Annotated in this window: 22 protein-coding genes; 18 read left to right on the top strand and 4 right to left on the bottom strand. The window is 71.6% G+C overall.

What is annotated here, in order from left to right:
• The first annotated feature begins 26 nt into the window (after positions 1-26).
• From CHC05_RS08905 to CHC05_RS08820, 18 genes are all read left to right on the top strand, one after another.
• Complete coding sequence (locus CHC05_RS08905) at positions 27-1,247, top strand: CehA/McbA family metallohydrolase (protein WP_089246673.1); 1,221 nt, start codon at positions 27-29, stop codon at positions 1,245-1,247.
• Positions 1,248-1,351: 104 nt separating this feature from the next.
• Entirely contained in the window at positions 1,352-2,059 is a 708-nt protein-coding gene (locus CHC05_RS08900) for a hypothetical protein (RefSeq protein ID WP_089246671.1), read from the top strand.
• 174 nt (positions 2,060-2,233) lie between these two features.
• A complete protein-coding gene (locus CHC05_RS08895; RefSeq protein ID WP_089246669.1) occupies positions 2,234-2,695 on the top strand; it encodes a hypothetical protein in 462 nt (153 codons plus the stop codon).
• Positions 2,695-3,753: a phosphate ABC transporter permease subunit PstC gene (gene pstC, locus CHC05_RS08890; protein WP_089246667.1), complete on the top strand. Its 1,059-nt coding sequence runs from the start codon at positions 2,695-2,697 to the stop codon at positions 3,751-3,753. Before CHC05_RS08895 ends, pstC begins: the two co-directional genes overlap by 1 nt.
• Before the next feature lies 1 nt (position 3,754).
• A complete protein-coding gene (gene pstA, locus CHC05_RS08885; RefSeq protein ID WP_089246665.1) occupies positions 3,755-4,990 on the top strand; it encodes a phosphate ABC transporter permease PstA in 1,236 nt (411 codons plus the stop codon).
• Positions 4,987-6,582: a phosphate ABC transporter substrate-binding protein PstS gene (locus tag CHC05_RS08880; protein ID WP_089246663.1), complete on the top strand. Its 1,596-nt coding sequence runs from the start codon at positions 4,987-4,989 to the stop codon at positions 6,580-6,582. The genes pstA and CHC05_RS08880 overlap by 4 nt, the downstream gene beginning before the upstream one ends.
• Positions 6,579-9,182 (top strand): hypothetical protein, encoded by a 2,604-nt coding sequence (locus CHC05_RS08875; protein WP_089246661.1) that lies wholly within the window; start codon positions 6,579-6,581, stop codon positions 9,180-9,182. The genes CHC05_RS08880 and CHC05_RS08875 overlap by 4 nt, the downstream gene beginning before the upstream one ends.
• Positions 9,183-9,370: 188 nt before the next feature.
• Positions 9,371-10,546: a hypothetical protein gene (locus CHC05_RS08870; protein ID WP_089246659.1), complete on the top strand. Its 1,176-nt coding sequence runs from the start codon at positions 9,371-9,373 to the stop codon at positions 10,544-10,546.
• A gap of 70 nt (positions 10,547-10,616) precedes the next feature.
• Positions 10,617-12,266, top strand: coding sequence for an Ig-like domain-containing protein (locus CHC05_RS08865; protein ID WP_089246657.1), 1,650 nt, complete (start codon positions 10,617-10,619; stop codon positions 12,264-12,266).
• Positions 12,253-13,203, top strand: coding sequence for a sortase (locus CHC05_RS08860; protein ID WP_089246655.1), 951 nt, complete (start codon positions 12,253-12,255; stop codon positions 13,201-13,203). The genes CHC05_RS08865 and CHC05_RS08860 overlap by 14 nt, the downstream gene beginning before the upstream one ends.
• Positions 13,204-13,219: 16 nt before the next feature.
• Positions 13,220-14,023, top strand: a complete 804-nt coding sequence (locus CHC05_RS08855; protein ID WP_089246653.1) for a phosphate ABC transporter ATP-binding protein — start codon at positions 13,220-13,222, stop codon at positions 14,021-14,023.
• 134 nt (positions 14,024-14,157) lie between these two features.
• On the top strand, positions 14,158-15,354 hold the full coding sequence (locus CHC05_RS08850) for an Ig-like domain repeat protein (RefSeq protein WP_089246651.1): 1,197 nt from the start codon (positions 14,158-14,160) through the stop codon (positions 15,352-15,354).
• Positions 15,355-15,441: 87 nt separating this feature from the next.
• The gene (locus CHC05_RS08845; RefSeq protein ID WP_089246649.1) at positions 15,442-16,491 is read left to right on the top strand and encodes a WxL protein peptidoglycan domain-containing protein; all 1,050 of its coding nucleotides are present in this window, start codon (positions 15,442-15,444) and stop codon (positions 16,489-16,491) included.
• Positions 16,488-16,856, top strand: coding sequence for an LPXTG cell wall anchor domain-containing protein (locus CHC05_RS08840; RefSeq protein ID WP_089246647.1), 369 nt, complete (start codon positions 16,488-16,490; stop codon positions 16,854-16,856). The genes CHC05_RS08845 and CHC05_RS08840 overlap by 4 nt, the downstream gene beginning before the upstream one ends.
• A gap of 92 nt (positions 16,857-16,948) precedes the next feature.
• Positions 16,949-18,097, top strand: coding sequence for an inorganic phosphate transporter (locus CHC05_RS08835; RefSeq protein WP_089246645.1), 1,149 nt, complete (start codon positions 16,949-16,951; stop codon positions 18,095-18,097).
• The gene (locus CHC05_RS08830; protein WP_089246643.1) at positions 18,094-18,315 is read left to right on the top strand and encodes a hypothetical protein; all 222 of its coding nucleotides are present in this window, start codon (positions 18,094-18,096) and stop codon (positions 18,313-18,315) included. The genes CHC05_RS08835 and CHC05_RS08830 overlap by 4 nt, the downstream gene beginning before the upstream one ends.
• Before the next feature lie 85 nt (positions 18,316-18,400).
• On the top strand, positions 18,401-18,727 hold the full coding sequence (locus CHC05_RS08825; RefSeq protein WP_179266102.1) for an STAS domain-containing protein: 327 nt from the start codon (positions 18,401-18,403) through the stop codon (positions 18,725-18,727).
• Between the two features lie 37 nt (positions 18,728-18,764).
• The gene (locus tag CHC05_RS08820) at positions 18,765-20,252 is read left to right on the top strand and encodes a CYTH and CHAD domain-containing protein (RefSeq protein ID WP_089246639.1); all 1,488 of its coding nucleotides are present in this window, start codon (positions 18,765-18,767) and stop codon (positions 20,250-20,252) included.
• Between the two features lie 34 nt (positions 20,253-20,286).
• On the opposite strand, the gene CHC05_RS08815 is transcribed toward CHC05_RS08820, so the two are convergent.
• The 4 genes from CHC05_RS08815 to CHC05_RS08800 all read right to left on the bottom strand — a co-directional run bounded on the left by CHC05_RS08815 (position 20,287) and on the right by CHC05_RS08800 (position 24,182).
• The gene (locus CHC05_RS08815) at positions 20,287-21,180 is read right to left on the bottom strand and encodes a class I SAM-dependent methyltransferase (RefSeq protein WP_245870723.1); all 894 of its coding nucleotides are present in this window, start codon (positions 21,178-21,180) and stop codon (positions 20,287-20,289) included.
• Positions 21,181-21,279: 99 nt separating this feature from the next.
• Positions 21,280-22,545, bottom strand: coding sequence for an MFS transporter (locus CHC05_RS08810; protein WP_089246635.1), 1,266 nt, complete (start codon positions 22,543-22,545; stop codon positions 21,280-21,282).
• A complete protein-coding gene (locus CHC05_RS08805; protein ID WP_144022526.1) occupies positions 22,542-23,297 on the bottom strand; it encodes an ArsR/SmtB family transcription factor in 756 nt (251 codons plus the stop codon). The genes CHC05_RS08810 and CHC05_RS08805 overlap by 4 nt, the downstream gene beginning before the upstream one ends.
• 57 nt (positions 23,298-23,354) lie before the next feature.
• Positions 23,355-24,182, bottom strand: coding sequence for an SDR family NAD(P)-dependent oxidoreductase (locus CHC05_RS08800; protein ID WP_089246633.1), 828 nt, complete (start codon positions 24,180-24,182; stop codon positions 23,355-23,357).
• Positions 24,183-24,222 lie beyond the last annotated feature (40 nt).

Raw genomic sequence — 24,222 nt, 5'->3', positions numbered from 1 at the left:
GGGACCGGTCGGGTCGACTGTTCCTCGTGAGCGGACACGAACACACCCACGAATCTGACCACCACAGCAGCGTCACCAGGCGCGGACTGCTGGCCGGCGCCGGCGGCCTGCTCGTGCTCGGTGCGACGCCGGGCAGCGCACAGGCGGCCCGCGTCCAGGTCGCGCCGGGCCTGGCCGCCGGCGCCGACCGGGCGTCCCGGATCACCCAGGGCACCACCCTCGTCCACGGTGACCTGCACAACCACACCCTGATGTCCGACGGCGACGGCAACCCCGATCTCGTCTTCGGCTCGATGCGCGACGCCGGCCTCGACGTCGCCGCGCTGACCGACCACACCACGCTCTTCGCCATCGAGGGGCTCAGCAAGTCGGAGTGGAACCGGGCCGGCGTGCTCGCCGACGCGGCCAACGTGCCCGGCACGTACACGGCCCTCCGGGGCTTCGAGTGGAGCCACCCGCTGCTCGGGCACGCCAACGTCTGGTTCACCAACAACTACGTCGACCTCGGCGGCGCCAGCAGCATGGGCCGGTTCTTCAACTGGCTGGCCGGCTCGGGCGGCATCGCGGGCTTCAACCACCCGGGCCGGGAGATCCTGCGGTTCGACAACTTCAACTTCAACGGTGGCGTACGCGACCAAATGGTCAGCATGGAGATCTTCAACCGGGGCGACGACTATCTCTTCGACGGCTGGTCCGACACCGGCTCGTCGCCGCTGGTCGCGTGCCTGAACGCGGGCTGGCGGACGGGCCTGGTCGGCGTCACCGACGAGCACGGCACCAACTGGGGCTTCCAGGAGGGGCTGGGGCGGGCCGGGCTCTGGGTCACCGGCAACACCCGCAACGAGGTGCTGAACGCGATGCGGGCCCGGCGGTTCTTCGCCACCCGGGTCAGCGGCTTCCGGCTCGACGCCACCGCGTCCGGTGTGCGGATGGGCAGCGTGCTCGGCATCACCTCGGGCGACGTGCGGTTCGCGGTCGACCTCGACCGTGGCCCGGAGTGGCTGGGCAAGCCGCTGCACATCCAGGTGCTGCGCCCCGATACCCGGGCACCGAGGGTGGTCGACGTGATCGAGACGACCGCCGGTGCGGTCGCCGAGTTCACCGTGCCGCTGAACGTGGCCGACGGCAACTGGGTGGTCCTGCGGGTCTCGGACCCGAGCCGGCCCAACCCGTCGCCGGGTCCGGCCAACCACCCGTGCAACGACTTCGGCGTCGCCTACTCCAGCCCGTGGTGGCTCCAGCCGTAGGTGTGAGGGGACGGAGCGCCTTCGGGCGCTCCGTTTACCTACGCGCCGTCTGGCGCGCGCCTTCGCGAGAGCCGAGGGTCGTCGGCGCTGACTACACCGAGCGTGTGAACCCACGCATCCGCCGCATCTCCGCCGCCGCCGGGGCCGTCCTCGCCCTCGCCGCGACCGCTCTGCTCCTTCCCGCGCCGGCCGTCGCGGCGCCGCTGGGCCAGGTCACGCTCGATCGGACCTCGGGCTCGGTCGACCAGAACCCGATCTTCGGCTCCGCCACGGCCAGCGCGCCCTGCCCGACCGGCTTCGGCGCCGACGCGATGGTCCGGATCGGCCCGCCCGGCGGCCCGTACGCGAACGTCGCGAAACCGCTGACCGCCGGCGGCTACGACCGGAAAGCCGTCTCGGTGAAGCCGAACCGCTCGTTCGCGATGGCTCTGGGCAACGTGCGGCCGACCGACGGCGAGTGGGAGGTCGTCGTCGAGTGCTACAGCGTCACCGACGGCATGCACCAGGACCGGTTCGTCACGCCGATCACCGTGTCCGGCGGGCGCTGGCGCACCGGCAAGCCGGCCGGGAGCACCCCGACGTCGACGGCGTCCGCCGGTGCCGACCAGCCGCCGACCACGCCGACCGCGTCCGCGCCGCCGGACGTCAGCGGCGCGGACCAGGCCGCCATCGACGCTCGGCTCGCCGCGAACAATCGCACCGGTAAAGCCTCCTTCGGCAATGCCTGGTGGATCGCCGGACTCGCCGGAGTTCTTTGCGTATTCGGGTTGGTTTTCCTGTTGACCCGCCAGCGCCCCGGCAAATCCCGCTGAATCCGGACGCGAATTCGTCGCCTCATACCAGTAGTGCCACGGGATAGCTGAACGGTGGATACGTCAATACGGGCTGTTCATCTTCCGCATGTCTGGCGTGTGCACGACACGTCGCGCGGAGTCATGGGCCATGCGGAATCTGGTCCCCGCACGCGGACAACGGAGGGACCGACGATGCAGCGTTCCCGATTCGTCTTTCTGGCCCTGCCGATGCCGGACGGCAATGCGACGACCGCCGACCGGACGCCGGCCGAAGGGATCCTGTGGATGCTGGTCTCACCCAACAACCGACCGCTCGGGCGCGGCACGACCTATCACGAGTCGTACGCCGACTGCCTCGGCTCGGTCGAGAGCCTGAAGGCCAACGCGGATCGCGTCCTGCCGGTCGAGACGACGGTGGAGCGCACCGGCCAGTGGACCTGGCGGATCGAGCTCGACGGCGCCTCGGTCGCGGCGTCCAGCCGCTCGTACCTGCGTACCCGGGAGTGCGCGTACAACCTGGCCAAGTTCCTCGAGGCGTTGCCGACGGCCGACATCGTGGCCGGCACGCGCAGCGCCCGGCGCGGCCGCCAGCGCCCCGAACCGTCGCCGGGCTGGCGGCGCGGTGAGCGACTCCGCGGCGGGTTGGCGGGCTGATGGACCTGCTGGAAGAAACCCGTCCGACGACGGTGACACCGTCCACTCCGGACGGACCGGAGGACCGGCCGCGGTCGGTCGTGACCCGGCTGCCCACTAGCGACCGGGTCTTCCGGGGCGTGGCCCGGGTCGCGGGCTCCGCCGTGCTGGTCATCATGCTGCTGGTCGGGCTGTTCCTGAGCGCGCAGGCCTGGCCCGCGGTGCGCAAGGCCGGCTGGGGCTTTCTCACGACGCAGGACTGGGACACCGAGGGCAACCACTTCGGCGTCGCCGGCGTGCTCGTCGGCACCATCCTGATCGCCCTGGTCGCCATCACCATCGCGCTGCCGCTGGCGATCGGCACCGCGCTCTACATCTCCGAGTACGCGCCGCGCCGGATCGCGCCGTTCCTCGTCAACCTGGTCGACCTGATGGCCGCCGTGCCCAGCGTCGTCTACGGCATCTGGGGCTTCTTCCTGCTCCAGCCGCACCTGCTGGTGGTCGGCAACCAGGGCGAGGGGCTGCCGCGCTGGCTGACCACCTACTTCGGCTGGATCCCGCTGCTCTCGGTCGACGAGTACCAGCCCCGCGACCCCGAGGCGAGCGCCAGCCGGCTGACCTCGTCGACGTTCATCGCCGGGATCGTGGTGGCGATGATGGTGACCCCGATCATCGCCTCGGTGATGCGCGAGGTGTTCGCCCAGGCGCCGCCGGGGGAGCGGGAAGGCGCGTACGCGCTGGGTGCCACGAAGTGGGGCATGATCCGTTCCGTCGTCATGCCGTTCGGCCGGGGCGGCATGATCGGCGCGACCATGCTCGGCCTCGGTCGCGCGCTCGGCGAGACCATCGGCGTCGTCCTGATCATCTCGATCGGCTTCGTCATCCAACCGCACATCCTGCAGAACGGCGGCGGCTCGATCTCCGCCCTGATCGCCTCGCGCTACCAGGAGTCGACCGCGATCGGCGTCGCCGCGCTGATGGGCGCCGGGCTCGTGCTGTTCGCCATGACCCTGGTCGTGAACCTGCTGGCCGGCGTGATCATCAGCCGCAGCCGGTCGGGCGCGTCGAGCGAGGCCTGAGATGACGACGACCACGCTCCCGGAGCGCACGCCCGACGCCGGCCACGAGGTGCGCCGCTCGACCGGATCGACGCGCAAGGCCGACGTGTACGTCGCCCTCGGCGCCGCCTGGGCCTCGCTCGCGCTGACCGCGCTGCTGTTCACCCGGCTCGCGCCGTTCGACGGCACGCTCGGCTTCGTCGTGCTCGCCTTCGTCTTCTTCGTCGCGTTCTACGGGCTGCTGGTCGGGCTCGACGAGCGCGGGCCGACCGTACGCGACCGGATCGCGGCGGTCCTGGTGCACGGCCTGGCCGTGCTCATGCTGATCGCGCTCGTGGTCGTCGTGGTGTTCACCGTCTATCGCGGCCTGGACGCCCTCGGCCATCGCAACTTCTACACGGAGGACATGCGCGACGCGGGGCCGCTGCAGCCGCTGTCGATCGGCGGCATCCGGCACGCCATCCTCGGCACGCTCGAGCAGATCTCGATCGCGCTCGCGGTCACCGTGCCGCTCGGCGTCACGGCCGCGGTCTTCCTGGCCGAGCTGCCAGGTCGGTTCAGCCGGTTCGTCCGCACGATCGTCGAGGCGATGACCGCGCTGCCCTCGGTGGTCGCCGGCCTGTTCGTCTACTCGTCGGTCATCCTGCTGCTCAACCAGGCCAAGGACGACCTGCCCGCGGCGCTGCGCTGGCTCGCGGTCGGCAAGTCCGGCTTCGCCGCGTCGCTCGCGATCAGCGTGATGATGCTGCCCATCGTGATCCGGGCGGCCGACGTGGTGATCCGGCTGGTGCCCGGGACGCTGCGCGAGGCTTCGCTGGCGCTGGGCGGCTCGCAGTGGCGCACGGTCTGGTACGTGGTGCTGCCGACCGCCAAGTCGGGCCTGATGACCGCGATCATCCTGGGCACCGCGCGCGGCATCGGCGAGACCTCGCCGGTGCTGCTCACCTCCGGCGTCACGGCGTACACGAACGCGAACCCGTTCCAGGAACCGCAGATCTCGCTGCCGTTGTTCGTCTTCAACTCCGTCACCCGGCCCGACGCGGGAATGATCGCGCGCGGGTTCGGCGCGGCGGCCGTCCTGATGTTCCTCGTGCTCTTCCTGTTCGCGGTGGCCCGCATCATCGGCGGCCGCCCCGCGGGGCAGTTGGGCCGGGGCCAGCGACGGCGTCGGGCCGGGCGGTCCTATCGCGACGCGGTGCGGTTCGCCGGCCGCGAACGAGCCAGAGTCACCAACCGCGACGATGAGGTCAGCACATGAACGTCAGAGCCCTGGTCGCCGCCGCGGTCGCGGTCGCCGTCACGGCGCTCGTTCCCGCACAGGCGGCAGTCGCCGCCGCGCCCCGGCGCGTGCCGATCAACGGCGCGGGATCCACGTGGAGCTCCAACGCGATCGACAACTGGCGGCGCAACGTGCTGCAGCGCCAGTTGTACGTCAACTTCCAGCCGACCGGCTCGACGGACGGCCGCAACCAGTTCCGCAACGCCACTGTGGACTTCGGTGTCTCCGAGATCCCGTACGGCCTGCGGGACGCCTTCGGCGGCGTGGACACGGCACCACCGCGCAAGTTCGCGTACATGCCGATCGTGGCCGGTGGCACCGCGTTCATGTACAACCTGAAGATCGCCGGCCGGCAGGTGACCAACCTGCGCCTGTCCGGTGACGTGGTGGCGAGCATCTTCACCGGGGCGATCAAGCGTTGGAACGACCCGAAGATCAAGGCCGACAACCCGGGGCTGGCGTTGCCCAACCGGCGGATCGTGCCGGTGGTGCGGCAGGACGGCTCCGGCACCAGCGCGCAGTTCACGCTCTGGATGAGCAAGCAGTATCCGAGCATCTGGAACGCGTACTGCGCCAAATTCGGCAAGAAGGCGCCGTGCGGAATCACGTCCGCGTACCCGTTCCGGTCGTCCGACGGGTTCGTCGGCCAGCAGGGCTCGACCGGTGTCACCGGCTACGTGCAGCAGGCCAACGCCGAAGGCGCGATCACGTACGTCGAGTACTCGTACGCGATCGGTGCCCGGTTCCCGGTCGTCAAGGTGCGCAACGCCGCCGACTACTACGTCGAGCCGACCGCGCAGAACGTGGCGGTGGCGCTGACCAAGGCGCGCATCAACAACAACAAGGGATCGCGCGACTATCTCACCCAGATCCTCGACGACGTCTACAGCTTCACGGACCCGCGGGTCTATCCGCTGTCGTCGTACTCGTACATGATCGTGCCGACCGAGACCGGCCGCGGCATCAACACCGACAAGGGCTTCACGCTCGGCGAGTTCGCCAACTACTTCCTCTGCGAGGGCCAGCAACAGGCCGACGTGCTCGGCTACTCGCCGCTGCCGAAGAACCTGGTCGAGGCCGGCTTCGCGCAGGTGGCGAAGATCCCGGGAGCGGTCAAGCACGGCGGGTCGCTGGCTTCGTGCAACAACCCGACGTTCTCCAGCGACGGCTCCAACACCTTGGCCAAGACGGCGCCACAGCCGTCACCCTGTGACAAGCGAGGTTCGAAGCAGACCTCCACGGGTACGGCGGGCGCGAAGGTCGAAACGCCGGTGCTGGCGGCCGCGCGGTGCAGCGGTAGCGGTGGCGGCGGCAGCCAGGGGAACACGCCGCAGAACGGCGCGACCGTGGGTCCGTCGTCCTCCGCGAGCGCGGGTCCGGGCGGGGCGAGCGGTGGCGGCGGGAGCGGCGACGGGGAGCTGATCGGAGCGGTGCCGGTCGACCTGACCGGGCGGCCCGGCTGGGGACTCCAGCAGACCGCGATGCTGATCGCCGGACTGGCTGTGCTCGGTCTCGTGCTGGTGCCGCCGCTGCTGGCGCAGCGGTGGCGGTCGCGTGGAGACCGGCGATGAGCCGCGTCAGCGCGGCCGGCCTGGTGCTGGCCCTGGCGGCCGGGCTCGCGCTGCTCGGCGTGGGCGACCCGACACCGACCCTGGCGGCGCAGGACGCGCAGTCCGGCGGGGCGGACACGGGCTCGGCGGTGACCGTGCACGGGCGCAAGAACGGGACCATCGAGGACTTCTCGAATCTCGCGGTCACGGTCTCGCAGACCCGCGACCTGACCAACCAGGCGATCGAGGTGTCCTGGACCGGCGGCGTGCCGTCGCCCCGGACCCGGTCGCTCGGCTTTGACTACCTCCAGATCATGCAGTGCTGGGGCGACCCGGACGACAAGCACGACCCCGACGGTCTGGCGTTCCGGGAGACCTGCCAGTTCGGCATGAACCTGCCGTCGCCGTTCACCGGCCGCTCCGGGGCCACGTCGCAGGCGGCGAACTCGCGCTCGCTGACGTTGGGTCTCGCGAACTATCCGTTGCGGGATCCGAAGGAAGTCGCACCGGCCCAGGTGGACGACCCGAAGACCCAGGACGTCGACGAGCGGGACGCGCCGGGAACGCTGCGGACCGACGCGAAGATGATCCCGTTCCGCACGGTCCAGGGGGTCCGGTTCCGCGACGGCAGCTCGTACAAGCCGTACCGGACGATTACGAACCCCGCCACGGGCAACGAAACCGAGGAGACCGACCTCGACGTGCTCCGCGAGTCGTTCGCCGAGCCGTCGACCAACGAGGTTCCCTGGGCACTCACGTCGGGCGACGGCACCGGGCGTGCGGTTTTCGAGCTCCAGGACGTCGGTCGGGCCCCGGATCTCGGCTGTGGCGCTCCGACGGTGGAGCGCGGCGGCAAGATGGTCGCCGGGCCGAAGTGCTCACTGGTGATCGTCCCGCGCGGGCACAACAACCCGTACGACGGTGTCCCGGCCGACCCGGCCGAGGGAGCCGTGCACGGCAGCCCGTTGCTGCCAGCCAACTGGGTGAACCGCATCGTCGTGCCGCTCGAGTTCCGGCCGGTGACCGGCCTCTGCCCGCTCGGCGCGGCGGAGCGGCGCACCGCGGGAAGCGAGATGGTGGCCGAGGCGGTCACCGCCTGGCAGCCCGGCGTCTGCGCCAACAACGGCCCGCTGATCGGCTACTCGGCGATCGGTGACGGTGAGGCGGCCCGGCAGGTGCTGCTGACCGGCGTCGGCTCGCCCGGACTCGTCTTCACCGCCGACCCGGTGGTGCCGGGGTTGGGGCAGCCGCCCGTGGTGCATGCCCCGGCCACGTTGAGCGGCATCGAGCTGGCGATGAACGTCGACGCCAACATCGTCGACCCCAACCAGGCCGACGGGAAGGTGCCTCCCGAGGTGCTGGCGCTGGCCGGGTCGGCGCTCAAGGACGTCAAGCTGACGCCACGGCTCATCGCCAAGCTGCTGACCCAGAGCTACCGCAACGACGCGAAGGATCCCAAGGCGTTCGGCGAGAAGGCGAAGAATCCGGACTCGATCCGGGACGATCCCGAGTTCCGCGTCATCAACCCGATCTTCGCCTGGTGGGACCGGACCCAGTCGGCGACCCTCGACGGCCTGATGGTCTCGCTCGGCAACTCCGCAGGCAGCCGTCAGGTGTGGCGGTGGCTGCTGGCCGACCCTGAGGCCGGCGCGTTCCTCGAGGGCAAGCCGGACGAGAACGGCATCGTGATCAACCGCAACTACCTGGGCCTCATCAACACCGGCCTCGACACGTTCCCCAAGGCCGACCCGGTCTGCACAGAGGTCAACTTCGAGAACATCTCCTATCCGCACTGTACGCAGAACCTCAGGCCGTACCTGGGCAGCATGTCCGAAGCGGCGTTGCAGACGCTGCGGGCCGACACCAAGGGTCGGTTGCCGGTGTTCAACGAGCTCACGCTGCCGCCGAACTACGACCCGGTGCCGCGGCGGGCGCCCGGCTACCGGTTCGCCATGTCGATCACCGAGTCGGCGTCGGCGGCGCGCTACGGCCTGTTCCCCGCACAGCTGTGCAAGCCGCTGCGCGACACCAAGAAGAAGCTGCTCGCGGGTGTCGACTGCCGCACGCCGACGGACGCCGCGCTGCAGAAGGCCGCAGCGACCGCGCAGAGCTCGGTCGTGCCCGGCGTGAAGGTGATCGACCCGACGGTCGCCTGGAAGACCCCGGGCGCGTACCCACTGGCGATGATCAACTACGCGGTCGGGAACCTCTGGGAGCAGGCGGAGGCGCGCAAGGACTACGCCGCGCTGCTCCGCCAGATCGCCGGCGAGGGGCAGCAGCCGGGCCTCGGCCGCGGGCAGCTGCCCGAGGGGTACGCGCCGCTACCGCAGGACCTCCGGGCGCAGACCATGAACGCGGCGGCCCAGCTCGAGATCGGCTCGCCGACCGCACCGCCCGCCTCGGCGCTCACCCCGCCGCCCAGCGTTCCGGCCGGCGGCCTGCCGCCTTCGCTCGCACCGGTCGCGGCCTCGCCCGCACCACCGATCGAGCGGGCTTCGGCGACCACGCCTGGCGGTCCACTGGGGATGATGCGCAACCTGCTCGTCATCGTGCTGGTGGTCGGGCTCGTCGGCGGGATCGTCGGGCCCATCCTCAAACGCATGGGGGCCGGACGGTCATGACAGTCCATCGTGGAGTAAACGGTCCGGCCCCCGCTCGTTCATCCGGCCTACGTGTTGGCGGAACGCTTCACCCCGAAACGTTCGCCGGGTCGCGGTATCAGCGCGGCACCGGCGCTGGCGACGATGGCTTGGCCTCGTCCGTCAGCAGGGCGGCTACGAGCACTCTGCCCCGCAGAAAGGGAGCACACATGAAGGTCAAGAACGTCGGTCGGGTGGGCGCCGTCCTCCTGGCCGCCGCGCTTGGAGCCGCTGCCATGGCTGGACCGGCCATGGCCGACCCGAGCTCGGCGACCGATTACCGGTCGCTGACCGGTGTCGGCTCGGACACCACGCAGGACGTCATGAACGGCTTCGGCAACGCGTACGCTCCGGGCGGCACGAAGGTCGTCGCCTCCTGGGACGCCCGCGGCACCTCGACGATCAAGACGAAGGCGACCAACTGCGTGTTCCCGCGGCCGGACGGCTCGGGTGCGGGTCGTCAGGCGCTGCGCGCGTCGGAGGGCGAGAACCTGGGCGGCACGCACGGCGGCCCCGGCTTCTTCAACGGCGCCGCGGTGCAGGGTTGTGCCGACTTCGCCCGCTCGTCGTCCTACGGCGGCCCGACGCCGCCCGCTACCGCCGGCAACTACACCTACATCCCGTTCGGCGTGGACGCCGTGGGCCTGGCCCGCAACGTCAACGGCGACATCCCGGCGAACATCTCGTTCGCCCAGGTGCAGCGGGTCTACAAGTGCTTCGACACGGCGATCGCCGGCAACCCGGTGACGCCGCGGATGATCCAGGCCGCGTCGGGCACCTGGCAGTTCTGGACCGGCAAGATGGGTATCACCGAGGCCGAGATCAACCTCGGTGACTACTCCTGCCTCGCCCGGGACACCGACGGCAACGCCGGCACCCCGGCCCAGCCGAACCTCGAGCGGGTCCAGGAGCACGACGGCACCGTCCTCAACAACAACCTGAACCAGATCGTGCCGTTCTCGGCCGGTCAGTTCATCGCCCAGACCAACGCCGCCACCATCGCGACGGCCACCGGCGTCACCGTGACCGACCGGCGTGGGCAGGCCGCGCTGACCGGCATGCGGATGCCCGGCCAGGCCATCCAGCAGCCGATCGTCGGTGGCGTGCTCAACACCGCGTTCCCGTTGCGGCGCGACGTCTACAACGTCGTGCCGACCAGCAAGCTCAGCAGCCCCGCGATCGACGCCGCGTTCACCGGCGCCGACTCGGCGCTGTGCACCGCCACGGTCAACGTCGGTGGCACCAACCGCGGCCTGATCGAGCTCTTCGGCTTCGGCAAGCGCACAGCCGGTGTCGACCTGCTCAACGCCGCCTGCGGCGCGACCGACCTCAAGGCCAACAGCTAAACCGTCACACCCGAGGTCCGGACGGCCCGCCAGGCCGTCCGGACCCTTCGACTTGAAGGAGTCGCCAGCGATGCACAGGCGTCGTCTGACCCGGTTGGTCGCCCGAGCGGCTCTGCTCGCGGCCGCCGTCACCAGCATCGCGGGCGGGACGCTGGTGATCGCGACCAGCGGCGCCAGCGCCGCCAGCCTCGGTGAGGTCGAGCTGTCGCAGACCCAGGGCTACGTGACCGACACACCCATGTTCGCGTCAGCCAAGTCGAAGGCCTGTCCGGCGGGCTTCGGCGAGAACGCCTCGTTGCGCGTCGGTCCAGCTCCCAGCGGTCCGTACAACAACCTCGCGGTCTCGCTCGGCGGTGGCGGGTTCGACCAGGCGGACGTCGAGTTCGCGGGCGAGACGGCGCCCAACCGGTCGTTCACCACGGCGATGGGTGGCGTGGCGCCGGCAGAGGGCAACTGGGTCGTCATCATCGAGTGCTACAGCCTCACCGAGGGCCGGAACACGGACGAGTTCCGCACCCCGATCAGGGTTTGCGGCGCCCGGTGGGCGGTCGGCACCGAGTGCCCCGGCAAGGACCTCACCTTCACCACGCTGACCGTCTCGCCGAGCTGGTCGGTGCTGGACGACGTGCCGGTGACGCTGACCGCGGCGGTGACGCCGGCGGGCGTCGGCGGAGAGGTCGAGTTCTTCTACGGCGTGCCGGGCGAAGCGGCCAAGCAGTCGATGGGCAAGGTCGCGGTGGCCGACGGCAAGGCGGAACTAACGACGAGCGACATCCCGGTCAACGAGTCCGGCCAGTTCCACGAGCTCTCCGCCGTCTTCACCCCGATCGGTGAGTACCAGGAGTCGACCAGCAACCGCGTCAAGCTCAACGTGCGCCAGACCGCCGATCCGATGCCGACCGCGGTCGCGATCGAGGTCACGCCGAAGAACGGCGCCGACGTGGGCGCGGAGGTGACCATCGCGGCGACGATCGAGCCGGCGGGCGCGGCGGGCAAGGTCGCGTTCTCGTACCGGCGGGGCGATGACCCGACCGATGTTCCGATCGGTGCCGAGGTGTCACCCGACCAGAACGTGGCGACCACGAAGACCACTGAACTGCCGGGTGGCAAACTGACGATCACCGCGACGTTCGTACCCGGGGAAGGCTTCGGACCGTCGACCACGTCGCTGCCGGACTACCAGGTCGGCGAGCCGGTGAAGCAGGCCACCACGGTCACCTTGAGCCCGAGCAAGCTGAGCCCGCAGCCGGAGAACACCGCCATCACGCTGACGGCGACCGTGGGGCCGGCCGGCACTGCCGGCGTCGTCCAGTTCAGGAGCGGCCCGGACCCGCTGGGTGAGCCGAAGGCCGTCGCGGCCAACGTGGCGACCTTGGACCTGGGCACGCTGCCGCCCGGCAGCTACGTCTTCACCGCCGAGTTCCAGCCGACCGACACGGCCACGTTCGCGACCTCCACGTCGGCGCCGGTGAACTTCGTGATCGACGCGATCGGCCCCGAGACCCCAGGCGACGACGATCCGGACGGCGATGATCCCGGCGAGGACGATCCGGACGACGACGACGGGGGCAACCTGGCCCTGACCGGCGCCCCGGTCGTCGGTGTCGCGATGGTCGGCGCGGGCCTGGTCGGCGTCGGCGCGCTGGCGATGACCACCGGTCGCCGTCGACGGTTGCTGCCGGCGGTGCCCTGGCTGGACCGCCGCGATGACGACAACTGAGCTCCAGGCACCGGCACCGGCGGCAGCCTCCGTGCCGGCGGTGCCTCCGCCGTCACGGCCGCCGAACCTCGGGCTGCAGGTCGTCGGCACCGCGTTCACCATCGTCGCCGTGCTGGCCATCGGCCTGATCGCGCACCTGACCGCGGTGTCGTGGCTGCAGTACCAGCGTGACCAGCAGACCCTGTTCGCCGACTTCCGCGCCGAGCTGAAGCTGGGCACGGCGCCGGTCGGGCAGTACCGGGTGACGTTCGCGCCCGACGGCACGCCCCGGCCGGAGGAGCTCGTCTCGCCGGGCAGCCCGGTGACCTGGCTGGAGATCCCGGGGATCGGCCTGAACGCGGTGGTCGTCGAGGGCACCAGCGGCGACGTGTTGCGCGCGGGGCCGGGCCACCGGCGCGACACCGTGCTGCCGGGGCAGTCCGGCACGAGTGTCCTCATGGGACGGCAGTCGGCGTACGGCGCGCCGTTCCGGGACCTCGAGATGCTGATCAAGGATGACGCGATCTACGCCACCACCGGCCAGGGCCGCGCGGAGTACAAGGTGACCGGCATCCGCCGACCTGGCGACCCGGAGCCGCCGGCGCTCGCGCCCGGCGCCGGCCGGCTCACCCTGGTCACCGGGCACGGCCGGGCGTTCGACCCCGACGGCACCGTCTACGTCGACGCCGAACTGCTCTCGCCCGCGCAACCCACGCCCGCCAGCCGGTTCGGCGAGGGCGCGCTGCCCAAGGCCGAACGGGTGATGGCCACCGACTCGTCCGGCTGGCTCTGGGCGATGTTGTGGGGTCAGGCGTTGCTGCTCGCCGCGATCGCGGTCACCTGGCTGCGCACCAGGTTGAGCGGCTGGCACGCCTGGATCATCGGCGCGCCGGTGCTCGCCTTCCTCGGTCTCGCCGTCGCCGACCAGGCCGCGCGCCTGCTGCCCAACCTGCTGTAGAGAGAAGAGAACTGACGTGACCCAGACGCTGACCGCCCCGCCGATCGGCGGGACCCTGGACGCGCGGGCGATCTCGGCCTGGTTCGGCGACCACAAGGTGCTCGACCGGGTCTCGCTGACCATGCCGGCCGGCAAGGTGACCGCGCTGATCGGCCCGTCCGGCTGCGGGAAGTCGACCTTCCTGCGGATCCTCAACCGGATGCACGAGCTCGTGCCGAGCGCGTCCCTGGCCGGCGAAGTGCTGCTCGACGACACCGACCTGTACTCGTCGGAGCGCCGCGTCACCGACGTACGCCGGCAGGTCGGGATGGTGTTCCAGAAGCCCAACCCGTTCCCGGCGATGTCCATCTTCGACAATGTGCTGGCGGGCCTGAAACTGACCGGGACGCGCGCCTCCCGTTCGACCCGGGACGACATCGTCGAGGAGACGCTGACCCGGGCCGGGCTGTGGAAAGAGGTGCGCGACCGGCTCCGCTCGCCCGGCGGCGCGCTCTCCGGCGGCCAGCAGCAACGCCTCTGCATCGCGCGCTCGCTGGCCGTACGCCCGCGGGTGTTGCTGATGGACGAGCCCTGCTCGGCCCTCGACCCCACGTCCACGCGGCGGATCGAGGAGACCATCGCCGAGCTCGCCGGCGAGGTGACCATCGTGATCGTCACGCACAACATGCAGCAGGCGGCCCGGGTCTCGGACCTCTGCGCGTTCTTCCTCGCCTCGCACGGAACCCCGGGCGCGATCGTGGAGCACGGGCCGACGGACGTCATGTTCGACTCGCCGCGCGACGAACGGACGAACGACTACGTGAACGGTCGCTTCGGGTGACCGGGCGACCCCAACTGTTTCCCTAGCGCACGTCCGGCGGAGAGATCGGCCTGATGACCGGGACACGGCCGCTGTAAAGCCTGATCGCGGCCGGATCACCGGACCCGGCTTGAACTTCTGAGAGGAAGTGATCCATGAGCAAGCGTGTGTTCGCTCGCGCGGCCGCGCTGCTGGGTGCGGCGACCATCACGGCCGGCGTCCTGGCGGGCATCGCCAGCCCGGCCCAGGCCGCCTCGCTGGGCGAGGTCACGCTGTCGCAGCAGAGCGGCAGTGTGAACGACACCCCGATGTTCGCCACGGCCACCAGCCCGGCGTGCCCGACCGGGTTCGGCGAGAACGCGTCGCTGCGGGTCGGGCGCCCCGGCGGTCCCTACAGCAACCTCGCGGTCGCGCTCGGCGGCGGCGGGTTCGACGAGGAGCCGATCACGGTCCACTCGAACCGGTCCTTCACCACCGCGCTGGGCGGCGTCGCGCCGGCCTCCGGTGAGTGGTGGGTCATCGTCGAGTGCTACTCGCTGACCGAGGGCCGGCACGTCGACGAGTTCCGCACCTCGATCGTCGTCAACGGCGACCAGTGGCGGATCCCGGTCGCCGAGGCGACCACGACCGCCCTGTCGGTCGGCCCGGCCGGCGGCATCGAGCGCGGCGAGGAGGCCACCTTCACGGCCAACGTCACGCCCAACACCGCCACCGGCACGGTGGAGTTCAAGCGCGGCACCACGGTGATCGGCTCGGCGCCGGTGGCCAACGGCGTCGCCACCTTCGCCACCACCGCGCTGCCGGTGGGCACCTACCAGTTCACCGCGGCCTTCACGCCGGCGGACGCCACCGCGTTCAAGCCGTCCGTGTCGACCGCGGCGGCGTTCACCATCGCGCCGGGCCAGACCACCGGCCCGTCGGCCGACGTCGAGATCCTCGCCCCGATCGACCCGGGCGCGTTCAGCCTGGCCGTCGCGGCGCCGACCACCTCGCTGTCCGGTGGCGTCGTCGGTGGCACCGCCCTCGGCACCCTGCCGAAGGCGACCGTGACCGACCTGCGCGGCACCAACGTCGGCTGGTCGCTCACCGGTCAGCTCGAGGACTTCGCCCAGGGCACCAACACCATCGCCAACAGCAAGCTCGCCTGGACCCCGTCGGCCGCCAAGGTCTCGGGCTCGGGCGCGGTCACCGCTGGTGCCGCCGCCGACCTCGGCGACACCCGCACCCTCTGCTCGGCCGCCTCGGGCGCCAGCGCCGGCACGTTCACCTGCGACGCCGGCCTGACGCTGACGATCCCGGACGACGTGGCACCGGGTGAGTACGCGGCGACCCTGACCCTGACCCTGGCCTGATCGGCCCGTGTCAACCGGCGGAGGTGTCGCGGCCCGCGGCACCTCCGCCGTTCCACGTACCACCGTCGTCGAACCGGAGCCGCCGAGATGGACACCAGAACTGTCAACGGACCCCGACGCGCCTGGCGTGCCGGGGTGTTCGTCGCCGTGGCGGCGATGCTGCTCACCTCCGGCTCGCTGCCGGCCGCCTCGGCCGCCCCGGCCGCCCGGCGCGAGGAGAGTCCTACCTGGACGGTCGTGCCCGGCAGCCCGACCGGGCCCAAGGGGCGCAAGCAGTTCGACTACGAGCTCAACGCCAAGGAGGCGATCACCGACTGGATCTCGGTGAGCAACCTCGGCACCAAGCCGCTCACCGTGGACCTCTACGCGACGGACGCGTTCACCGCGGCGGACGGCGGCTTCGCCCTGCTGCCCCGTGACCGTAAGCCCGACGGCGTCGGCACCTGGATTAAGCTGTCCAAGGCGAGCACCACCCTGCCGGTCGGCAAGCGCTCGGACATGCCGTTCACGCTGTCCGTGCCCGCCGGCGCGACGCCCGGTGACCACATCGGCGGCATCATCGCCTCGATCACCGAGCAGCAGGTCAACGAGAAGGGCCAGCGCGTCGACGTCGAGCGCCGGGTCGCCGCCCGGATCTACCTGCGGGTCTCGGGGCCGCTCGAGCCGGCGGCCGCGGTCACCGCCGTCGACGTCGACTACGAGAACCCGATCATCCCGCTGCCCGGCGGCAAGATGGCGGTCACCTACCGGGTCGCCAACCACGGCAACGTGCGGCTGTCCGGCACCGTGCGGGTGCGGGTCGACGGGCCGTTGGGCGTACGCCTGGCCAGCAGTGACCCGATCACCGTCGCGGAACTGCTGCCCGACTCGGAGCTGCGGTTGCGGCAGGAGTTCTCGTCGGTCTTCCCGGCGGGCCGGCTGACCACCGCCGTCGACTTCAACCCGGCGACCAACCGCGAGACCCTGCCGTCGGTCTCCGGAGCGGCCGGCACGACCGCCGTACCCTGGCTGGTCCTCGGTCTGCTGCTCGTCGTCCTCGCCCTGGTGGTGTACCGGATCTTCCTGCTCCGCGCCCGCCGGCGTCCCGCGCCCACGTTCCTCGACGGTGCCGGCCAGGCCGTCCCGACGGCGCCGTGAACCGGGCTGCCGTCGTCCTGGTGGCCGCCGCCGTTCTCGGTGTGCCGGCCGTCGCCGCCGCGCCCGCCACGCCGGCGCGGGCCGCGGTCGTCGCGCCGACGCCGGGGCCGGCCGGGGCCCGGGTCGACCTGACCGTGCGCATCGAGCCCAACCCGAACACCACACCGACCACGCCGCCACCCACGACGCCGCCGCCCTCGACCGAACCGCCGGACGACGACCCCGGTGGTGGTGGCGACCTGCCCAGGACCGGTGCCGCGATCATGATGATCGCGCTGGTCGGCGGGCTGCTCGTCGCCGGCGGAGTGGTGCTGCGGATGCTGGCGCGCCGCCGCGCCGACGCGGAACGGTGGATGGCCCGCTGATCTGGCCAAACTCCACCCGCGGCGGTTGTTGGGGGGCAACAATGGGAGCGATGAACTAGTCCACGTGACCAGGGTTCCCCTGGGAGGCATCGATGGACACGCTGGTCATCGTCGTCATCATCACCGCATTGGCGTTCGACTTCACCAACGGTTTTCACGACACCGCCAACGCGATGGCGACGTCGATCGCCACCAAGGCGTTGCGGCCCCGGGTCGCCGTCGCCATCTCGGCGGTACTCAACCTGGTGGGCGCGTTCCTGTCGGTGCAGGTGGCCAAAACCATCTCCAGCGGCCTCGTCGACGACGCACAGATCACGCCGGCGGTGATCTTCGGTGGCCTGGTCGGCGCGATCCTGTGGAACCTGGTCACCTGGCTGGTCGGCCTGCCGTCGAGCTCCTCGCACGCGCTGTTCGGCGGCCTGATCGGCGCCACCTGGATCGCCGCGGGTGGTGATGCGGTGAACTTCGCGACGGTCGTGACCAAGGTGATCATCCCGGCGATCGCCTCGCCGATCATCGCCGGCGCGGTGGCCGCGACCGGCATGTTCCTCCTCTACACCATCACCAGGCGGGCGGCCAGACGCAGGACCCGGGAAGGGTTCCGGCACGGCCAGGTGGTGTCGGCTTCGCTGGTGTCGTTGGCGCACGGTGCCAACGACGCGCAGAAGACCATGGGTGTGATCACGCTCGTCCTGATCACCGCAGGCGTGCTGGGTGTGGACAGCGGGCCACCGCTCTGGGTGATCTTCACCTCCGGTCTCGCCATCGCGCTGGGCACCTACTTCGGCGGCTGGCGGATCATCCGTACCGTCGGGCACCGGCTCACGAAGATCGAGCCGCAGCAGGGCTTCGCCGCCGAGACCAGCGCCGCGACGGTCATCCTGGCCTCTTCGCACCTCGGCTACCCGCTCTCGACCACTCAGGTCACGTCCGGCGCGGTGATCGGCTCGGGCGTCGGCAAGAAGCTCTCCGAGGTCAAATGGGGCGTCGCGGGCCGGATCGCGATCGCCTGGGGCCTGACCCTGCCGGCGGCGGCCGCCATCGGCGCCCTGGCCGGCCGGGTCGCGATCAGCGGGACCGCTGGCGTGCTCATCGTGGCCGGAGTGCTGGTCGCGCTGGCCACGACGTTCTACCTGCTGTCGCGGCGCAACAAGGTCGACCGGCACAACGTCAACGACGAGCCGGTGTCGCCCCCCAAGCCCAAGCCCAAGCCTTCGGTCACATCGAGGTACGCGCGATGAACGTTCCCTGGGGAGACCTCGGCACGGTGCTGATGGCCGCGCTGTTCCTGGGCGGCGGCGTGATCGTTCTGTACGCCGTCGGGGTCCGGGTGCTCAGCCCGGCCGACGCCGACGGCGAGTCGACGGGTCGCCCGAGCCCGCTCCGGATCGCCATCACCAGCCTCTGCTTCGCCATCTGCGGCGCGGCCGTCGGATACGGGATCTATACCTTGCTCTAACGGCTAGCTAACAGTGGGTGGTGCGAGCTTGCCGGCACGGATACCGTGAAGGCGCCGAAAATGCGGCCGACCCGGAGGTATCCCCGTGGGTACGGTGCTCGTCACCGAGCGCGACCAACTCGGCGTCGTCGTCGTCGAAGTGCGCGGCGACGTGGGTGCCACCGACGCAGCCGAGCTGCGAGCGGCGCTGGTGCGTGCGATCCGCCATACCGACTCGACCCGGGTGATCGTCGACCTCCGTGGCGCCGGGCACATCGAACCCGAGGGGATCGGCGCCGTGGTCGCCGGGGCCGACGTGGCCAGCGACAGCGGCATATCGATGACCGTGCGCGACGCCGCGCCCGACGTGACCGAGCACCTGCTGGTCGCGGGGCTGCCCCGGGCACAGGTCAGTCCAGCAGCGCGCGTCTGATCCGCATACCAACCCGGCTCCGGGGTACGAACAGGTCATGCGGACCGTGGTGGAGCGTGAGCGCAAGTTCGAGAGCCCCGCTGGCTTCCGGGTGCCGGACCTGCTCCGCGACGGCATCTCCGCGCTCGACGAGCCGGCCCTGCTCAAGCTCGACGCTACCTACTACGACACCCCTGAGCTCCGGCTGACCCGTGGCGCCCTGGCGCTGCGCCGCCGCACCGGTGGGGCCGACGCGGGCTGGCATCTCAAGGTCGGCGCGGCCGGTGGCGCCCGCACCGAGCACCAGCGGGCGCTGACCCGCAGCACCGGCCCGCCCCGCGACCTGATGCGGTTGGTCCAGGCGGCGACCCGGGGTGCACCGGTCGAGCCGGTGGCCCGGATCGAGACCCGTCGCCGCGAGTGGCGGTTGCTGGGCGCAGACGGTGCCGTGCTGGCCACCCTCGCCGACGACGCGGTGGTCGGGCACGACCTGGTCGACGACCGCCGCGTCGCCTGGCACGAGATCGAGGTGGAGCTGGTCGACGGCGACGAGGAGCTGCTCGACGCCGTCGAACGGCGGCTGCGCAAGGCCGGCGCCCGGCCGGGGTCGCCGGCGAAGATCCACCGGGTGCTGGCGGAGCGGCTCGCCACGCTCACCGCGATCGACGCCGGCGCGGCCACGCCCGTGCTCGCCTACGCGGCCGCACACCGGGACGACCTGGTCGCGCACGAGCCGGCGGCCCGGGCGGGCGACGTCGACGGCGTGCACGACATGCGGGTGGCGGTGCGCCGGCTGCGCAGCACGTTCCGGACGTTCCGTGGCCTCTGGGGGGCGGGTCGCGTCGACGGTGTCCGCGCGGAGCTCAAGTGGCTCGGCGAGCAGCTCGGCGGCGTGCGCGACGCCCAGGTGATGGGGCCGCGGCTGGCCAAGGCGGTGCGCCACGAGCCCCCGGAGCTGGTGCTCGGCCCGGTCGCCGCGGACCTGAGCGAGCGGTTCGCGGCGGACGAGGCGGCGGCGCTGACCCAGCTGCGGCGGGCGCTGAGCTCACGTCGCTATGCCGCGCTGCTGTCCACACTGGACGAGGTGATCGAGGCGCCGCCGGTGGTCTCGGTGGGGCCGGGCTGGGTGAACCGGCGGATCCACAAGGCGGTGCGCCGCGCCGACGGGTTGCTCGACTTGGCGCTCGAGAGGCAGAACGAAGGTGGCACGGGCGACGACGACCCCGCGCTGCACGAGGCACGCAAGGCGTACAAGCGTGGTCGTTATGCCGTCGAGGTGCGCAAGCTCGCGGGCGACAAGAACGCCCGGAAGCTGGTGCGCGGTCTCCGCGGCCTCCAGGACCTGCTCGGCGACCACCAGGACTCGGTGATCACCCGGCAGGTGCTGCGCTCGGCCGCGCTCAGCGCTCACGACCGCAAGGCCAACACCTTCACCTACGGCCTGTTGTACGCCGAGCAGGTCGCGCACGGCCGCGCGCTCGTCCGGGCCCTGCCCGCCGCCCAGGCCAGGTCCCGTAGGCGCAAGCTGCGACGCTGGCTCCGATAGCCCCGGTCGCTTCCGGGTGGTGGCGCTGGGTTCGTCAGACGCGGGTCGCGAGGGCCAGGAACCGGTGCTCGGCGTCGTCGTAGCGGTCCAGGCGCCAGCCGGCGGCGGCGGTGGCTGTCGCTAGCGGGCCCCGTGACAGCGGCTCGTCCGCGCGGATCGGGCGGCCGTGCCGGGCCGCGAGCGCCGCTCTGCCCGTCGGATGGAAGATCACGAGCCGCCCACCGGGCCGGGTCACCCGGGCCAGCTCGCGCAGGCCGTCGGTCGGGTCGGGGAGGTGCGCGACGAGGCCGGCCGCGAAGATCCCGTCGACCACGGCGTCGCGCAACGGCAGGCGGCGGGCGTCGCCGAGCAGCAGTGTCGCCGCCCGTTCGCGCGCCACGGCCAGCATCTCCGGGGTGATGTCGACGCCGAGCACCCGCCCGGTCGGGCCGACCGCCGCACGCAGCGCGGGCAGCGCGCGGCCGGTGCCGCAACCGACGTCGACCGCGGTGCCGCCCGTCGGCAGAGCCGCCTCCGCCACCGCAGCCGCGTAGGCGGGCAGGTCGTCACCGAACTTGGCATCCCAGGTCGCCGCCCGGACGGCGAAGAAGGCGCGGCTCTCGGGCAGGTACCACCGGGTCCGGTCGGCCAGCCTCGGGTCCACGTGCCGGATCACCGGCCAGTCCGGATCGTGCAGGTCGATCACCACGTCGGCCTGGTGCTCGGGTCCGTCGGCCTTGCCCGGCGAGAGGCGCAACCAGACCAGGGCGTCGGGGCGTGACTCCCGCCAGCCCGGGCCCGTGGTCACCAGGACCCGCGGGTCGAGGGCCTCGGCCAGCCGGTCGGCCACCAGCGCGTTGCGGTCTCCGGCCCCGTCGACCGCCACGGTCGCCGGTGCCGCCGGGAGCAGATCGACGAGGTTGCCGATCATCTCTTGCCACCTGGTCACTCTTCCATCCTGGCGGTTGCTGGATCATCCTGACCAGCGGGTCGGCCATAACAGCGGGGTGGAGCCGGCACCCGCCAGTGTGCGGGTCGGGGCGTTCGCCTATCCGGCGTGTACCAGGTCGGGTGAAGCTGGGATCGGTCGTCCGGGTAGGTCGCGGGTTGTGCGGATCGGTCCGATGAGGACGATCAGGCCCGCGGCCACCGCGGCGCCCATGCTCAGCCAGATCGTGGGCCGCAGGCCGATCGTGGAACCCAGCACACCGCCGATCAGTGCGCCCAGCGGGATCGCGCCGTAGTTGAGCAGTTGCATGCTCACCGTGACGCGGCCGAGTAGGTGGTGCGGCACGTACGTCTGGCGGAAGCTGCCCTTGACCACGTTGCCGGCGCTGATCCCGGCGACCAGCACGGCGACGCCGGCTACCGCCAGCGCGAGCCGTGGCCCCCGCTCGGCCAGCGGCAGCAGCAGACCGAATGGTGGGGTCAGCACGGAGGTGGCGAGCAGGGCCCGCGCCGTGCCTAGGCGCCGGCCGAGCGCGCTGCCGGCCGCGGCGCCGAGTACGCCGCCGAGGCTGGTCGCGGCGACCAGGCCACCTACGACGGCGGGTGCCACACCGACCTCGCGGACCAGGAACACCACCAGCACCGACTGGTAGCCGATCAGCGCCAGGTTGCTCATCGCGCCCCAGATCGTGAGCACCCGTAGGTAGGGGTCGCCCGCGACGAACCGCAAGCCCTCTGCCACCTCGGCCCGCAGCGACCGCTGTTGTCCACGATGGAGTCTCTCTGGGACGCGGATGCGCCACAGGCAGATCGCCGAGACCAGGAAGCTGACCGCGTCGACGAGCAGACCGGCGATCGCGCCGGCGAGCTGGGTGAGCAGGCCGGCGATGCCCGGGCCGGCGACGTAGGCCGCCTGCTCGGTGCTCTGCAGCCGGGCGTTGCCGCTCGGCAGGTCGGCGCGGTCCAGCAGGGTGGGCAGGAAGACCTGGTCCGCGGTCTGGAAGAAGACCCCGGCCGTGCCGGTAACCAGCGCCGCGACGAACAGGTGGGTCAAGGTGAGCGAGCCGAGCCACCAGGCGAGCGGGATGCTCGCGATGACGACCAGGCAGAGCAGGTCGCAGCTGATCATCAAGGGGCGGCGGGGGAGCCGGTCGACCCACGCGCCGGCCGGCAGGCCGATCAGCAGCCAAGGCAGCCAGGAGAAGGCCGCCAACAAGGCAACCTGCAACGTGCCGGCGTCGAGGGTGGCCACCGCGACGAGCGGCAGCGCCACGGAGCTGACGCTGTTGCCCAGCTTGGACGTGGCCTGGCCGAACCAGAAAAGCCGAAAGTCCCGACCAGCGACGGTACGGTCGTCGGCGCTCACGGCGTCGCCGGAATGCCGTGCGCGAAAACGAAAACCGGCCGCCGAAGCTCCTCGTCGCCCGCACTGCCGCTCGCGTCATTGGCCGCGTTGCCACCCGCGCCTCCCGCAGGGTTGCCGGCCGCGCCTTCCGCCGGATTGCCGGCCGCGCCTCCCACAGGGTTGCCGGCCGGGTTGCCGCCCGGGCCTCCGGCGGCGCTGCCGCCCGGGCCTCCGGCGGCGCTGTCGCCTGCGCTTCCGGCCGCGGTCGTGCGGGCCGACCAGCGGTCGAGCACGGCGACGATGTCACGACTGAGCTCGACCAACTCCGCAGGGGTCAGGTGGAGCCAGCGGTCCGCGGCGAAGGCGCTCTCGCCCCAGACGGCCTGCTCCGCGTCGGGTGCGCCGTACCACTCGCGGACGAGACCCACCTGGTGGTCGAGGTTGAGCGACTCGGCGGCGCGCAGGACGGCGGCCTCGCCGGCGTCGTCCTCGAAGTCGCGGCCTGACCACCGCAACCCGGCGCTGACCGGGCGCCACCACCGTTCGCGGCGGTCGCGGGCCAGTTCGGGAGCCTCCTCGACCAGGTCGCACTCGCGCATCACCTTCATGTGGTGGCTGATGTTGGCCGGTGCCTGGCCGGTGCGCTCGGCCAGCGCGCCCACCGGCTGCGGGCCGTAGACCGCGAGCACGTCGAGCAGCCGCCGGCGCAGCGGGTGGGACATCGCGGCTAGCACCCGCGAGTCGGTGACCTGTCGGACGTGACGTTCTGCCATGCCCACAGCCTGGCATGGCAAGAATCATTGCGCAACAGCTCTTGCGGAAGAGTTCTTTCAGAAGTCGGTCGAGCGGGACAGGTCCGCCCAGGTGGCGAGCTCGTCCGCGAGCGCCTGGTTGTGTCGTTCGGCGAGGCCGAGTGCGTCCGAGCCAAGCGGCAGGCGCTTGGGCGGTTCGGCCAGGTCGACCACGTCGACCAGCACCTGGGCCGCCTTGGCCGGGTCGCCGGGCTCCTTGCCGCGGGCCTGCTCGCGGTAGCGGGACATGACGCCGACCGACTCGGCGTACTCGGGGCCGCCGTCCTCGATCCGCATCGACGCTCCGGCCCAGTCGGTGCGGAAGCCGCCCGGTTCGACGATCGTCACCCGGACACCGAACGGCTCGACCTCGGCGGCCAGGACCAGCGAGAAGCCCTCCACACCGAACTTCGCGGCCTGGTACGGCCCGACGCCGGGCGTGCCGCCCACCCGCCCGCCGATCGACGAGAACTGGAGGTAATGGCCGGACCGCTGGGCCCGGAAGTGCGGCAGCGCGGCCTTCGACACGTACACGACACCCAGCAGGTTGGTTTCGATCTGTTGGCGGAACTCGTCCAGTGAGGTCTGCTCGATCGGCGCGCTGTTGGCGTTTCCGGCGTTGTTGGCGACCACGTCGATCCGGCCGAACGTGTCGACCGCCGCGGCGACCGCCCGCTCCGCCGCGACCGGGTCGCCGACGTCCAGCGCCACCGCGCTCACCCGGTCGCCGTAAGCCTCCACCAGGTCGCCAAGGTGTTCGGGCCGGCGTGCGGTGGCGACGACGTTGTCACCCCGGTCGAGCGCGGCGGTGCAGAGCGCCCGCCCGAGGCCGCGCGAACTTCCCGTGACCAGCCAGGTCTTCGCCATGGTGGTACCCCCTCGAATCCACCGTAGGCACGCTAACGTC

It is taken from the genome of Asanoa hainanensis (assembly GCF_900188485.1).
GTDB classification, from domain to species: Bacteria; Actinomycetota; Actinomycetes; order Mycobacteriales; family Micromonosporaceae; genus Asanoa; species Asanoa hainanensis.
This window is presented reverse-complemented; position numbering and strand designations above follow the sequence as displayed.